The 13468-nt window shown below is 66.3% G+C and carries 10 protein-coding genes; 6 read left to right on the top strand and 4 right to left on the bottom strand.

Annotation, left to right across the window (positions count from 1 at the left end; translation table 11 throughout):
- Nucleotides 1-20: 20 nt before the first annotated feature.
- Nucleotides 21-1691: a glucose-6-phosphate isomerase gene (pgi, locus tag ABUE31_RS21465; RefSeq protein WP_437344173.1), complete on the bottom strand. Its 1671-nt coding sequence runs from the start codon at nt 1689-1691 to the stop codon at nt 21-23.
- Nucleotides 1692-1905: 214 nt separating this feature from the next.
- On the opposite strand from pgi, the gene pdxR reads away from it, so the two are divergent.
- Both pdxR and ABUE31_RS21455 read left to right on the top strand, forming a co-directional pair.
- Nucleotides 1906-3399 carry a MocR-like pyridoxine biosynthesis transcription factor PdxR gene (gene pdxR, locus ABUE31_RS21460; RefSeq protein WP_367725796.1) on the top strand — a complete coding sequence of 498 codons (1494 nt, stop codon included), beginning with the start codon at nt 1906-1908 and terminating at the stop codon, nt 3397-3399.
- Between the two features lie 250 nt (nt 3400-3649).
- Nucleotides 3650-5251, top strand: coding sequence for a trimethylamine methyltransferase family protein (locus ABUE31_RS21455; RefSeq protein ID WP_367725795.1), 1602 nt, complete (start codon nt 3650-3652; stop codon nt 5249-5251).
- A gap of 30 nt (nt 5252-5281) precedes the next feature.
- Here ABUE31_RS21455 and ABUE31_RS21450 read toward each other — a convergent pair whose 3' ends face one another.
- Together ABUE31_RS21450 and ABUE31_RS21445 are read right to left on the bottom strand one after the other, a co-directional pair.
- A complete protein-coding gene (locus ABUE31_RS21450) occupies nt 5282-6487 on the bottom strand; it encodes an Aq_097 family APC-type transporter (RefSeq protein ID WP_367725794.1) in 1206 nt (401 codons plus the stop codon).
- Between the two features lie 96 nt (nt 6488-6583).
- A complete protein-coding gene (locus ABUE31_RS21445; RefSeq protein WP_367725793.1) occupies nt 6584-8386 on the bottom strand; it encodes an IlvD/Edd family dehydratase in 1803 nt (600 codons plus the stop codon).
- Nucleotides 8387-8573: 187 nt separating this feature from the next.
- Here ABUE31_RS21445 and ABUE31_RS21440 point away from each other — a divergent pair, with 187 nt between their 5' ends.
- On the top strand, nt 8574-9026 hold the full coding sequence (locus ABUE31_RS21440; protein WP_367725792.1) for an SRPBCC family protein: 453 nt from the start codon (nt 8574-8576) through the stop codon (nt 9024-9026).
- A gap of 6 nt (nt 9027-9032) precedes the next feature.
- On the opposite strand, the gene ABUE31_RS21435 is transcribed toward ABUE31_RS21440, so the two are convergent.
- The gene (locus ABUE31_RS21435; protein WP_367725791.1) at nt 9033-10211 is read right to left on the bottom strand and encodes an Mrp/NBP35 family ATP-binding protein; all 1179 of its coding nucleotides are present in this window, start codon (nt 10209-10211) and stop codon (nt 9033-9035) included.
- A 185-nt stretch (nt 10212-10396) separates the two neighbouring features.
- Between ABUE31_RS21435 and ABUE31_RS21430 the strand changes: the two genes are divergently transcribed.
- The 3 genes from ABUE31_RS21430 (at nt 10397) to ABUE31_RS21420 (ending at nt 13459) form a co-directional block, all read left to right on the top strand.
- On the top strand, nt 10397-11296 hold the full coding sequence (locus ABUE31_RS21430; RefSeq protein WP_367725790.1) for a LysR family transcriptional regulator: 900 nt from the start codon (nt 10397-10399) through the stop codon (nt 11294-11296).
- A gap of 130 nt (nt 11297-11426) precedes the next feature.
- Entirely contained in the window at nt 11427-11906 is a 480-nt protein-coding gene (locus ABUE31_RS21425) for a formate dehydrogenase subunit gamma (RefSeq protein ID WP_367725852.1), read from the top strand.
- Nucleotides 11903-13459, top strand: a complete 1557-nt coding sequence (locus ABUE31_RS21420) for a formate dehydrogenase beta subunit (RefSeq protein WP_367725789.1) — start codon at nt 11903-11905, stop codon at nt 13457-13459. The genes ABUE31_RS21425 and ABUE31_RS21420 overlap by 4 nt, the downstream gene beginning before the upstream one ends.
- Nucleotides 13460-13468 lie beyond the last annotated feature (9 nt).

Here is a 13468-nt window from a genome sequence, read left to right as displayed (position 1 = left end):
GCGGCGACCGCCGCGCCTGACTAGCTCAGACGCTTAATATGCTGCACCAGCCCGGCCGTCGAGGCGTCATGCATCGCGGCGTCCTCCTTGCCCTCGACGACGGGCAGGAGTCCGGTCGCAAGTTCCTTGCCGAGTTCGACGCCCCACTGGTCGAAGGAGTTGATGTCGAACATCGCACCTTCCACGAACACACGGTGCTCGTAGAGCGCGATCAGCCGGCCGAGCGTGCGCGGGTCGAGCGAGCGATAGAGAACCGTCACCGAAGGGCGGTTGCCCGCGAAGACGCGGTGCGGCGCGATCGCCTCGACATCCGCCGGCTTCATCCCCTTGGCGAGCATCTGCGCCTTCGCCTCGTCGAGCGTGCGTCCCTTCATCAGCGCCGCCGACTGGGCGAGCACGTTGGACAACAGCAGGTCGTGATGGTGCTTCAGTTCAGGCTCATGGCCGACCGCCGCGGCCAGGAACTCGATCGGGATGACGTCGGTGCCCTGGTGCAGCAACTGGAAGAAGGCGTGCTGGCCGTTCGTCCCGGGTTCTCCCCAGACAAGCGGCCCCGTCGGCGTCGCGACGGCGTTTCCGTCGAGCGCCACGTGCTTGCCGTTCGATTCCATGTCGAGCTGCTGCAGGTAGGCCGGGAAGCGGGACAGGCGTTGGTCGTAGGGGATGACCGCGCGCGCCGGGTAGCCGCAGGCGACGCGGTGCCAGTAGCCGACGAGGCCAAGCACGGCGGGCAGGTTCCGGAGCAGTGGCGCGGTCAGGAAATGCTCGTCCATTTCATGCGCTCCGGCCAGGAAGTCCCGGAAATTTCCAGCGCCCACCGCAATCATGATCGGCAGGCCGATCGCGCCCCAGAGGGAATAGCGGCCGCCGACCCAGTCCCAGAAGCCGAACACGCGGTCTTCGGCGATGCCAAACTTCGCGACCAGGTCGAGCGCGGTCGAGACGGCGGCGAAATGGCTCGCCACGGCTCCCTCGCCCAGTTCCGCCACGATCCAGCGCTTCGCCGTCTGCGCGTTCGTCATGGTCTCGACGGTGGTGAAAGTCTTTGAAGCGACGATGAACAGCGTCGTCTGCGGATCGAGCCCTTTCAGGGTGTCGTGCATATGCGCGCCATCGATGTTCGAGACGTAGTGCGCGCGCGGCCCGTCATGCCAGGGCGCCAGCGCCAGCGTAGCCATCACCGGTCCGAGGTCCGATCCGCCGATGCCGATGTTGACGACGTCGGTGATCGCCTTGCCTGTCGCGCCCCTTGCCTGTCCCGACCGTACGGCGTCGGAGAACCGCTCCATGGCGTCGAGCACGGCGTGCACATCAGGAACGACGTTGTGGCCGTCCACCAGCACGGTCGCGCCCCGCGGCTGGCGCAGCGCGGTGTGCAGCACCGCCCGGTTCTCGGTGACGTTGATCTTCTCGCCCGCGAACATGGCGTCGCGCCTCTGCTCGACACCGGCCGCTTCGGCAGCCTGGGCGAGCAGCCCCATCGTCGTTTCGGTGACGGCGCATTTCGACCAGTCGAGCAACAGGTCTCCGTCGGAGAGCGAGAATTTCTCGAATCGGCCGGGATCGTTCGCAAAGGCCGCCCGCATGTCCTTCGGCACTTCCGCCCTGTGCTTCTTGAGCGCCGCTAGCGCTGCCGGGAACGAGCTGTCTGCCACGGGATGACTCCTGGAGGTTCGAATGGCTCCCAGCATAGCAGAGCTGTTCGCATCTGCGAGAGGCCGGCTTTCGCCACCGGCTGGATTTGCTCCACCCGATCAGCCGCGCTTCGCCGCCGGTCTGGGCCATGGGGGATGCATCACTGGCATAAATCGTAACGATTAGAAAAATTCATTGGCTTAACGGTTTGGACCACGAATACAAATTGCTGGGCCAGGCGCTTGGGAGGGCGCAGACGAGGAGGACGCCATGCCACAACGCAACGACACGGCGATATGGTCGGGACTGTTCCGGATTTCGGCAGAGTCCGGCCAGACCCTTCAGGCACAGATCCGCCAGGCAATCGTGGCCGCCATCCTGGACCGCCAGATTGCGGCGTCGATGCCGTTGCCGTCCTGCCGCATCCTGGCGGAAAAGCTCGGCGTCGCGCGCGGCACGGTGGTGCTCGCCTTCCAGCAGCTCGTCGACCAGGGCTTCCTCATCGCGCGCGAGCGCCGCGGCCATTTCGTCAATCCCGAAGTGCTGGCCATGCCGGCCCGGCCCGCCGCCAAGGCGAACGACAATGCCAACGAGATCGACTGGAAGGCGCGCCGCAAGGTCGCCGCCTCCGAGATGCCGCCGCCCGCCAAGCACGGCAACTGGATCAAGTCGTCATATCCCTTCGTCTACGGCCAGTTCGATCCCGCCCTCTTCCCGACTGCGGAATGGCGCGAATGCAACCGCATGGCGCTCGCCGTGCTCGAGATCCGCAACTGGGCGGCCGACATGGTCGACCGCGACGACCCGCTGCTGATCGAACAGATCCAGGCCCGGCTGTTGCCGCGCCGCGGCATCTTCGCCAATCCCGACGAGATCATCGTCACGCTCGGCGCCCAGAATGCGCTCTACATGCTGGCGTCGCTGCTGATGAACAAGGGCACCAAGGTCGCGATGGAGGATCCGGGCTATCCCGACGCCCGCTCCATCTTCAAGCTCGCCGGCGCCGAAACGCTGCCGACGCCGGTGGACGATCAGGGCATCGTGACATCGGCCATCGACAGCGAGGCGGACTACGTGTTCGTCACGCCGAGCCATCATTGCCCGACCATGGTGCCGCTGTCGGTCGAACGCCGGCAGGACCTGCTCGCGCGCGCGGCCCGCGACAACCAGATCATCATCGAGGACGGCTACGACAGCCAGTTGCTGGACGAAGCACCGCAGCAGGCGCTGAAGAGCTTCGACCGCTCCGGGCGCGTCATCTATGTCGGATCGATGTCCAAGACGCTCGCGCCGGGCCTGCGCCTCGGCTACATCGTCGCGTCGGCCGGACTGATCGCGGAACTGCGTGCGTTGCGCCGCTTCATGCTGCGGCACCCCCCCGCCAACAACCAGCGGGCCGTCGCGCTGTTCCTCTCGCTCGGCCATCACGAAGCCTTGGTGCGGCGGCTGTCCACCGCTTTCGAGGAGCGGCGCAAGCGGCTCGTCCAGGCGATCTCGGCCTTCCTGCCCGAATGGCGCGCCACCGACTCGGCCGGCGGCACGTCGCTGTGGCTGGAGGGACCGCGCAGCACCGACGCGCGCGATCTTGCCGCCCAGGCGGCGACCCGCAGCGTCATCATCGAGCCCGGCGACCGCTTCTTCGACGGTACCGACAAGCCGAAGCGCTTCATGCGGCTCGGCATCTCCTCGATCGCGCTGCAGCACATCGAGCCAGGCATACGCGAACTCGCGACAGCGGCCGGCCGACGCCCGGCCGCGGCATAAGCGAGCCGGGCGGGCGCCAGCCCAGGCGCCCACCGGAGCCACCGCTCCGGCGCCACTCCGCGCGAATTCACCCTTCGTTGGTCGGGCATCATGCTCCGCCGAGGCTGGCCTACCGGCTGTCTGCCTGACGTTGCGTCTGGCCCATTCGACTGCGCCAACTGCGCCATTCGCGCCATTCCGTGGCGCTGCATAGTTGGTACAATCGGAACAATCGGGGCGGCGCTTTCGGCCCCACATCGAGGAGCCAACGATGTCGGTGACGGCAGAATCCCCGGCTTCCCCTCCAGGCACAGCAAACGAGATGCGCTCCCGACGATCCGGCGGCCGGGAGGCCCGGCGCGCCATGCGGGCCGCGCCGCTCGCCGATGACGTCCGCCCGATCAGGCCGGGCCTCGAAGGCGGCACCTACCGCGCGCTGTCCGACGCCGACCTCGGCAGCATTCACGAGGCGGTGCTGACGCTTCTGGAAACCGTCGGCTTCGCCAACGCCATCCCCTCCTGCATCGAGGCGCTGACGCGCGCCGGCGCGACGCTCGGCACGGACGGACGCCTGCGCTTCCCACGCGCGCTTGTCGAGGACACCATCAAGCGGGCGGCCAGAAACTTCACGCTGTGCGGGCAGGATCCCCGCCACGACATGTTGATCCAGGGCAGGCGCGTTCACTACGGCACGGCCGGCGCCGCGGTGCACCTCGTCGACGTCGAAAAGCGCGAATACCGGGAATCGCTGCTGCAGGACATCTATGACGCCGCGCGCATCGTGGATGGCCTCGACAACATCCACTTCTTCCAGCGGCCGATGGTGCCGCGCGACATTCCCGACCCGCTCGATATGGACTTCAACACGCTCTACGCCTGCGTGACGGGGACGTCGAAGCATGTCGGCACGTCCTTCACGGTGCGCGAGAACGTCGCGCCGGCGCTCGAGATGCTCTATGCGATCGCCGGCGGCGAGGAAAATTTCCGCGCGCGCCCGTTCGTCTCCAACTCCAACTGCTTCGTGGTTCCGCCGATGAAATTCGCCGAGGACGCCTGCGGCGTTCTCGAAGCCTGCGTCGAAGGCGGCATCCCGATCCTGCTGCTGTCGGCCGGCCAGGCCGGCGCCACCGCTCCGGCAGCGATCGCCGGCGCCGTGGTGCAGGCGGTGGCGGAGGTGCTCGCCGGCCTCGTCTACGTGAACGCCATCAAGCCTGGGCACCCCGCGATTTTCGGCACCTGGCCTTTCGTCTCGGACCTCAGGACCGGCGCGATGTCGGGCGGGTCCGCCGAGCAGGCGCTGCTGACGTCGGCCTGCGCGCAGATGGCGCAGTTCTACGACCTGCCCGGCGGTTCCGCTGCCGGCATGGCCGATTCCAAGCTTCCCGACATCCAGTCCGGCTACGAAAAGGGCATCACCAACGTGATGGCGGGCCTTTCGGGCCTCAACCTCGTCTATGAATCCGCCGGCATGCACGCATCGCTGCTCGGCTTCTGCCTCGAAAGCCTGATCATCGACAACGACATGCTCGGCATGTGCCAGCGCTGCGTGCGCGGCATCGAGGTTTCCGAAGCCGCGCTGTCGATCGACACGATCGCCGAAGTCTGCCTGAACGGCCCCGGCCACTACCTCGGCAACGACCAGACGTTGAAGCTGATGCAGACGGAATACTTCTATCCCGCCATCGGCGATCGCTTTTCCCCGAAGGAGTGGAACGAGAGGAGCAAGCCCGACATCCTGTCCCGCGCCATCGCCGAGAAGAAGAAAATCCTGGCCGAGCGCTTCCCGCGCCACGTGTCGAGGGCGATCGACGACCGGCTGCGCACACGTTTCGGCGACCTGATCAAGCTGCCCCGCGCTGCGATGGGGCTCTGACACGACCGACTGGCGCCGGCGGTTCGCGATCTACTCGAACGCTGTCCCGAAGACGGCGATGACGACCCCAAGCACCGCCAGCGCCAGATAGCCGGGCGCGCGCCACCGCTCGCTGCGACTGCGCCAAGCAGCGGCCGCGGCAATCGTCGACTGCAGCGCGTAGTAGAGCGCGAAGGCGCGCGAAGCGAAACCGATGATCTGGAACACGTCCAGCGTCCAGGTGAGCACCAGTCCGACGGCGACGAGCAGCGCATAGGCCATCCGTGCCGGCACCATGCCTTTGGTCAGTTCGGCGATGAGCCCGCCCGACCCGCTGGTGTCGGCGACCGCGGCGCTGAACTGCGCGCTCAGCGCCGCGGCGACCAGCAGGACGGGCAGCACGGGCGCCACGATCTCCATCATCGAGATGATCGCCGTCTCGTTCGGCGGCTGCGGCCCGGCCGGCAGGGCGAACGCCAGGAAGCCTATATAGGTCATGTAGATCAGGGCCGAGAGGGCCTGCGCCCAGAGCATCGAGCGTATTCGAGTCGCGGCGGAATAGCTGGCGCCGAGATAGCGCGACGTTTCGAAACCCTGCACCGTGACGATCAGGCCGAAGGCCAGGGTGACGCTTGCCCAGGCCGTCAGCGCAGGCGGATGCAACACCAGGTCGCCCGAGCCGGCCTTTGCGAAGAAATACCGGCCGAGCCCGGCCAGCAACCCGGCTATGACGGCAAGCTTGATGCCGACGGACACCTGCTCCATCCGCTCCAGCGCCTTGAAGCCCCGCGCCCAGCCGACCGCCAGGATCACGAGCAGCACTAAGCTGGTCACCAGCTTGGCGTGCAGACGATCATCGAACGGCGTGAGGCTGACGCTGAAAGCGCCGAAGAGATTCAGGTAGTAGGCGACCGAGATGAAATAGGCGACGGCCAGCGTCCACGAGGCCGCCGCGTCAAGTCTTTCCTCCACCGCGGGCCTGTCGCCGCCGTCGCGCTCGATGACGGCGATGTTGAACCGGATGGCGCTGCCGAACGCCCAGGCCACAACGCACAGTGCGGCCATGACCACTGGCGCATACATCCCGTAGGACGCGTCGAGGATCGGCCCGAGCACCAGAAAGCCGCTGCCGATGATGGACGCGAGCGGCGTGATCGTCGCCCGCCATGTCCGTGCCCGAGCCAGGGGCGGATAGAGGAGAAGGGCGCCAGCCGCCGCTGCGACGACCAGAACGAGGAGGTCCTGCGCGCCTGGCATCACCCGCAGCGCACGGGTCTGTGCAGGACCCGCTTCCCGCAGTGCGGCCGGCCGGAGCGCTCGGCAATCATTGCCAGCGCCCGGCCGCTTCGCGCATCAGTGATTGTCGCGCGGGACGCCTCCGACCTGCGCGACCCGCTGGTACTTCACGGCCGGCTTCAGCACCATGCCCTGGTCGAACTGGTCGACCATGCCGCGCTGGATTTCCTGCCACGGCGTCTGGTGCTTCGGATAGTGGAAACCGCCATTGCCGTTGAGCTTGGCGCGCCGCGCCGCCAGTTCCTCGTCCGAAATCAGGATGTTGGCCGTGCCCTTCCTGAGATCGATGCGCACGCGGTCCCCGGTCTTCAGTAGCGCAAGGCCGCCGCCGACCGCCGCTTCCGGCGACGCGTTCAGGATCGAGGGCGTGCCGGATGTGCCCGACTGCCGGCCGTCGCCGATGCAGGGAAGCGAGTGGACGCCCTTCTTGATCAGGTACGCCGGCGGCTGCATGTTGACGACCTCGGCGCCGCCCGGGTAGCCGACGGGCCCGGCGCCGCGCATGAACAGGATGGTGTGCTCGTCGATTCCCTCAGCCGGGTCGTCGATACGGGCGTGGTAGTCTTCCGGCCCCTCGAACACGGCCGCCTTGCCCTCGAACGCATCGGGGTCGGCGGAGTTCGACAGGTAGCGATCACGGAACTCCTTGGAGATCACGCTGGTCTTCATGATGGCGCTGTCGAACAGATTGCCCTTGAGGTTGATGAAGCCGGCGTCCCGCATCAGCGGCTCGGCTGCCGTCCGGATCACCTTGGCGTCGAGGTTCTGCGCGTTGGCGCAATTCTCGCCCATGGTCTTGCCGTTGACCGTCAGCGCATTCGGGTGCGGCAGCAGGTTTGCCTTCATCAATTCGGCAACAACCGCAGGCACACCACCCGCGTGGTGGTAGTCCTCGCCGAGATACTCGCCGGCCGGCTGCAGGTTGACCAGCAGCGGAACATGATGGCCGATCGCCTGCCAGTCGTCGTTGTCGAGCGCAACGCCGAGGTGCCGGGCGACCGCGTTGAGGTGGATCGGCGCGTTGGTGGAGCCGCCAATGGCCGAGTTGACGACGATGGCGTTTTCGAACGCCTCGCGCGTCATGATGTCGGAGGGCTTCAGGTCCTCGTGCACCATGCCGACGATGCGTTTTCCGGTCTCGTATGAGATCTGACCGCGTTCGCGGTAGGGGGCGGGAATCGCTGCCGAGCCCGGCAACTGCATGCCGAGCGCCTCGGCGAGGCTGTTCATCGTCGTCGCCGTGCCCATCGTGTTGCAGTAGCCGACGGACGGCGCCGAGGACGCCACGATGTCCATGAACTCGTCATAGCCGATTTCGCCCGCCGAAAGGCGCTGGCGCGAATCCCAGACGACAGTGCCCGAGCCGGTGCGCTTGCCGTGGTGCCAGCCGTTCAGCATCGGCCCGACCGACAGCGCGATCGCCGGGATATTGACGGTGGCCGCCGCCATCAGCAGCGCCGGCGTCGTCTTGTCGCAGCCGATGGTGAGCACGACGCCGTCGAGCGGGTAGCCGTAGAGAACCTCGACGAGGCTGAGATAGGCAAGGTTGCGGTCGAGCGCCGCGGTGGGGCGCTTGCCGGTCTCCTGGATCGGATGGCAGGGGAATTCGAAGGGTACGCCGCCGGCCGCCTCGATGCCCGCGCGGACGCGCTTCGCCAGTTCCAGGTGGTGACGGTTGCAGGGAGAAAGGTCCGAGCCGGTCTGCGCGATGCCGATCAGCGGCTTGCCCGACTGCAGTTCTTCCCGCGTGAGGCCGAAATTCAGGTAGCGCTCGAGATAGAGCGCGGTCATGCCAGGATTGTCGGGGTTGTTGAACCATTCCTGGGAACGGAATTTCTTCTTGGTGGTCGGGCCTGACATCGAAAGTCTCCGGAACTGCCTGCGTGCATCGATATGCCAACACCCGGAAAGCGGCAAGGGGTCTTTTGTCAGACAAATGCATATTGGGTTGCCGTAGCGCGGAATCCGCGTTGCCCGGCAAGGGAATGGACAGCCGAACCCTGCTGGGCTACGCCAGACCGGTGAGCTTTTGGATCGGAGGAGTTCGATGGCCCTGAACATGGACGGCGAGGAGCGCATCGAGGCTCCCATCGCAAAGGTGTGGGAGGCGCTGAACGACCCGGAGGTCCTGAAGGCCAGCATTCCGGGCTGCCAATCACTGGAAAAGACGGCCGACAACGAGTTGGCCGCGGTGGTTGTCCTCAAGGTCGGTCCCATCAAGGCGACGTTCAACGGCGCGGTGACGCTCTCCAACCTCAACCCGCCGAACGGCTACACGATTTCGGGCGAAGGCAAGGGCGGCATCGCCGGCTTCGCCAAGGGCGGCGCGGACGTGACGCTCGTCGAGGACGGGCCGGACGCGACGATCCTGAAGTACACTGCCAATGCCGACGTCGGCGGCAAGATCGCGCAACTCGGCAGCCGCCTCATCGAGTCGACCTCGAAGAAGCTTGCCGGCCAGTTCTTCTCCACCTTCGGGGAGAAGGTCGGCTCCGCCTGACGTTCCCTATTCGAAGATGATCGCCGGGGCCGACCCTTCGGCCCTGACCTTCTCCTCGCCGATCCGCGCCCAGACCTTGGCGGCGATGGCGCGATAGATCGCGGCTTCCTGCCCATCGGGCTTCGACACCACGACCGGCTCGCCCGAATCCGACGTCTCGCGGATACCCATCTGCAGCGGAACTTCGCCGAGGAAGGTCACGCCGAGACGCTCGGCCTCCTTCCTCGCTCCGCCGTGGCCGAAGATGTCGTAGCGCTTGCCGGTGTCGGGCGCGATGAAGTAGCTCATGTTCTCGACGATGCCGAGCAGGGGCACATCGACCTTCCTGAACATGTTCAGTCCCTTGCGCGCGTCGATCAGCGCGAGATCCTGCGGCGTCGAGACGATGACCGCGCCGGCGAGCGGCACCTGCTGCGCCATGGTGAGTTGCGCGTCACCTGTGCCGGGCGGCATGTCGACCACCAGTACGTCGAGTTCGCCCCATTCGACTTCGCGCAGCATCTGCGCGAGCGCCGACATGACCATCGGCCCGCGCCAGATCATGGGCGTTTCCTCGTCGACGAGGAAGCCCATCGACATGACCTTCAGGCCGTACTTCTCCATCGGCTTCAGGACCTTGCCGTCGACCGTCTGCGGCTTGCCGCGAATGTCGAGCAGCCGCGGCATGGAGGGTCCGTAGATGTCGGCGTCGAGCACGCCGATCCTCTTCCCGAGCGCGGCGAGGCCAAGCGCGAGGTTGATTGCCGTCGTCGACTTGCCGACGCCGCCCTTGCCCGAGGCCACCGCGATGATCGAGGCGACGCCGGGAACGCCGCGCTTGCCCTGCGACTGCGAGGCTGGAGCGCGGTCGGCATGCGGATGGGCGGACGGTGGCGCTGAGTTCTGCGCCGGACGCTGCGCCGGCCGCGGCTGCACAGGCGCTTCCATGCCGCCGCCCTTCTTCTCGGCCGTCAGCGCGACCATTGCGCCAGCGACGCCGGGAACCGCCTTGACGGCCCGCTCGGCTGCGGCACGCAGCGGCTCCATCTCCTGCGCCCTCTGGGCGGGCACGGTGATCGAGAAGAACACCTTCCCGTCCGCGATGAATATTTCCGAGACCAGGCCGAGATCGACGATGTTGCCGGTGAAGTCCGGACCGTTGACGGTCTTCAGACGCTCGAGGACGGCTTCTTTGGTAACGGACATGTGTTCTGGACCGGTTTCTGGACTGCCTCCCAGATAGTGCATCGCGGACCGCGAACCAAGCCGCAACCATGCGGCTCGGGCGAAGACCGAAGTCAGGCGGGCACGCAATCCGGATAAAGTTGGGGATGCAGGCGCCACCGCCCCAGGACGATTGACCTGACCGGCACAAGCCACGACATTCGGCCATGATCGACAAGCTCGAATTCTTCATCGCGCTCGCCAAGGAAGAGCATTTCGGCCGCGCCGCCGAGCAGCTCGGCATTACCCAGCCGACGCTGTCGGCCGCGATCAAGCAACTCGAGGAACAGCTCGGCGTCATGCTGGTCAAGCGCGGCTCGCGCTTCCAGGGGTTGACGCCGGAGGGGGAACAGGTGCTGGTCTGGGCGCGGCGCATCACCGGCGACGCGCGCACCATGCGCGAGGAAATGCGCGCCGCAAGGCACGGCCTGTCGGGTCATATCCGCATCGCAGCGATCCCGACGGCGCTGGCGATGATCCCGCGCCTGACCACGCCCTTCCGCGAGAAGCACCCCGGGGTCACATTCTCGATATTATCGAGAACTTCGATCGAGGTCCTTACCCTGCTCGGCAATTTCGACATCGACGCGGGCATCACCTATCTCGACAACGAGCCGCTCGGACGCGTCACGAGCGTGCCGCTCTATTCCGAGCGCTACCAGCTCATCACGGCCGCCGGAAACCCCTATTCGGAGAACAAGGCGGTCACCTGGGCCGAGGTCAGCACCCTTCCGCTCTGCCTGCTCACGCCCAACATGCAGAACCGCCGCATCATCGACCAACACCTTGCCGAAGCCGGCGTGGTCGCGAGGCCGACACTCGAGTCGAACTCCATGATCGTGCTGTTTTCCCATATCCGCACTGGAAAATGGTCGTCGATCATGCCGCTGAACCTCACGGAGACTTTCGGATTCGCCGAGCCGATACGCGCCATCCCGATCGTCGATCCGGACGCCAGCCACACGGTCGGGCTCGTCGCCGCACCGCGCGAACCGCACACGCCGCTGGTCGCGGCGCTTCTGGACGAGGCGATGGCGCTGGCGGAAGGGTTCAGGCCACGCGCGTGATGCGATCCTGCAATTCACCAGATTGATAGAGAAAATCTATCAATCAACGAAACGGCTTTATTGATTCGGCCATATTCCTCTGGTTCCATAGTGGCTTGGCGATCAATTCGCTCGATAGGGAGGGCGCTGCCTGGCCATGCAGCACGCAAGTACCGACATCGCATCGCGGACGGCCGCGGTCGTCAATGACCTCAAGGGCCTGGAAGGTCCTTTGCTGCCCATACTGCACGGCATCCAGGACGAGTTCGGCTACGTGCCGGGCGAAAGCCTCCCCGTCATCGCCGACCTGCTGAACCTGTCGAGGGCGGAGGTGCACGGCGTCGTCACGTTCTACCACGACTACCGCAAGCATCCGGCCGGGCGCCACGTACTGAAACTCTGCCGCGCCGAAGCGTGCCAGTCGATGGGCGGCGACGCGCTGGCGGCGAGGATGCAGCAATTGCTCGGCATCGGTTTCCACGAGACGACGAAGGACGGGGCCGTGACGCTCGAGCCGGTCTACTGCCTGGGGCTTTGCGCCTGCGCGCCGTCGGCAATGCTGGACGGCGAGGTGATCGGCCGACTCGACGCCGACAAGGTCGAAGAGATCGCAGCGGAGGTGCGCCTGTGACCGCGACCATCTATATCCCCTGCGATTCCGGCGCTCTGGCGCTTGGCGCGGAAAAGGTCGCGAGCGCGGTCGAAAAAGAAATTGCCGCGCGCGGACTGGATGCGAAAATCGTCCGCAACGGCTCGCGCGGCCTCTACTGGCTGGAGCCGATGGTCGAGGTGGAGACCGAGTCCGGCCGCATGGCCTACGGGCCGGTCACGGCGAAGGACGTACGGTCGCTCTTCGATGCGGGCCTGACCGCCGGGGGAACGCACAGACTGTCGCTCGGAAAAACCGACGACATTCCGTTCCTTGCCAGACAGACGCGGCTGACCTTCGCGCGATGCGGCGTCACCGAGCCGTTGTCGCTCGACGACTACAAGGCGCATGGCGGGCTGAACGGCCTGGCAAACGCCGTGGCCGTGACCCCCGCCGACATCGTCAAGACGGTAACCGACAGCGGGCTTCGCGGGCGCGGTGGCGCCGGCTTCCCGACCGGCATCAAGTGGAAGACCGTCCTGGAGACGTCGGCCGACCGCAAATACATCATCTGCAACGCCGACGAGGGCGACAGCGGCACCTTCGCCGACCGGATGATCATGGAGGGAGATCCCTTCGTGCTCATCGAGGGCATGACGATCGCCGGCATCGCCACCGGCGCGACGAAAGGCTTCGTCTACATCCGCTCCGAGTATCCTCACGCGGTGGCGACGATGACGCGCGCCGTGGAGATCGCCCGCAAGCGGGGCGTGCTCGGGGTCAGCGTGCTCGGCTCGCCGAACGTCTTCGATATCGAGATCAGGACCGGCGCCGGCGCCTATGTCTGCGGCGAGGAAACCTCGCTGATGAACTCGCTGGAAGGCAAGCGAGGCGTGGTGCGCGCCAAGCCGCCACTGCCGGCCATCCAGGGCCTGTTCGGCAAGCCGACGGTCATCAACAACGTCATCTCGCTCGCTTCGGTCCCGATCATCATGGACAAGGGCGGCGAGTACTACAAGAACTTCGGCATGGGCCGCTCGCGCGGCACGATCCCGATCCAGATCGCCGGCAACGTCAGGCATGGCGGCCTGTTCGAGGCGGCCTTCGGCCTGACGCTCGGCGAGATCATCGACGACATCGGCGGCGGCACTGCGACGGGCCGGCCGGTGAAGGCGGTGCAAGTCGGCGGGCCGCTCGGCGCCTATTTCCCGCGCGCGTTGTTCGACACGCCTTTCGACTACGAGGAATTCGCCGCCAAGGACGGGCTGATCGGCCACGCCGGCATCGTGGTGTTCGACGACACCGCCGACATGCTGAAGCAGGCGCGCTTCGCGATGGAGTTCTGCGCCGTCGAAAGCTGCGGCAAGTGCACGCCCTGCCGCATCGGCTCGCAGCGTGGCGTCGAGGTGCTGGACAAGATCGCCGGCAACATCGAGCCTGCGAAGCAGATCGAACTCGTCACCGACCTCTGCAACACGATGAAGTTCGGATCGCTCTGCGCGCTGGGCGGCTTCACCCCCTACCCCGTGATGAGCGCAATCAACCACTTCCCTGACGACTTTCGGCCTTCGCCCGTCGCCGAAGCCGCGGAATAGGAGCGGACC

Origin of the sequence: Mesorhizobium marinum (genome assembly GCF_040813675.1) — a bacterium.
GTDB classification, from domain to species: Bacteria; Pseudomonadota; Alphaproteobacteria; order Rhizobiales; family Rhizobiaceae; genus Mesorhizobium_K; species Mesorhizobium_K marinum.
This window is presented reverse-complemented; position numbering and strand designations above follow the sequence as displayed.

Bases quoted from the DNA above. Each gene is read 5' to 3' on its own strand.
- pgi (WP_437344173.1), bottom strand. From the start codon at position 1,691: ATGCTGGGAGCCATTCGAACCTCCAGGAGTCATCCCGTGGCAGACAGC.
- pdxR (WP_367725796.1), top strand. From the start codon at position 1,906: ATGCCACAACGCAACGACACGGCGATATGGTCGGGACTGTTCCGGATT.
- ABUE31_RS21455 (WP_367725795.1), top strand. From the start codon at position 3,650: ATGTCGGTGACGGCAGAATCCCCGGCTTCCCCTCCAGGCACAGCAAAC.
- ABUE31_RS21450 (WP_367725794.1), bottom strand. From the start codon at position 6,487: ATGCCAGGCGCGCAGGACCTCCTCGTTCTGGTCGTCGCAGCGGCGGCT.
- ABUE31_RS21445 (WP_367725793.1), bottom strand. From the start codon at position 8,386: ATGTCAGGCCCGACCACCAAGAAGAAATTCCGTTCCCAGGAATGGTTC.
- ABUE31_RS21440 (WP_367725792.1), top strand. From the start codon at position 8,574: ATGGCCCTGAACATGGACGGCGAGGAGCGCATCGAGGCTCCCATCGCA.
- ABUE31_RS21435 (WP_367725791.1), bottom strand. From the start codon at position 10,211: ATGTCCGTTACCAAAGAAGCCGTCCTCGAGCGTCTGAAGACCGTCAAC.
- ABUE31_RS21430 (WP_367725790.1), top strand. From the start codon at position 10,397: ATGATCGACAAGCTCGAATTCTTCATCGCGCTCGCCAAGGAAGAGCAT.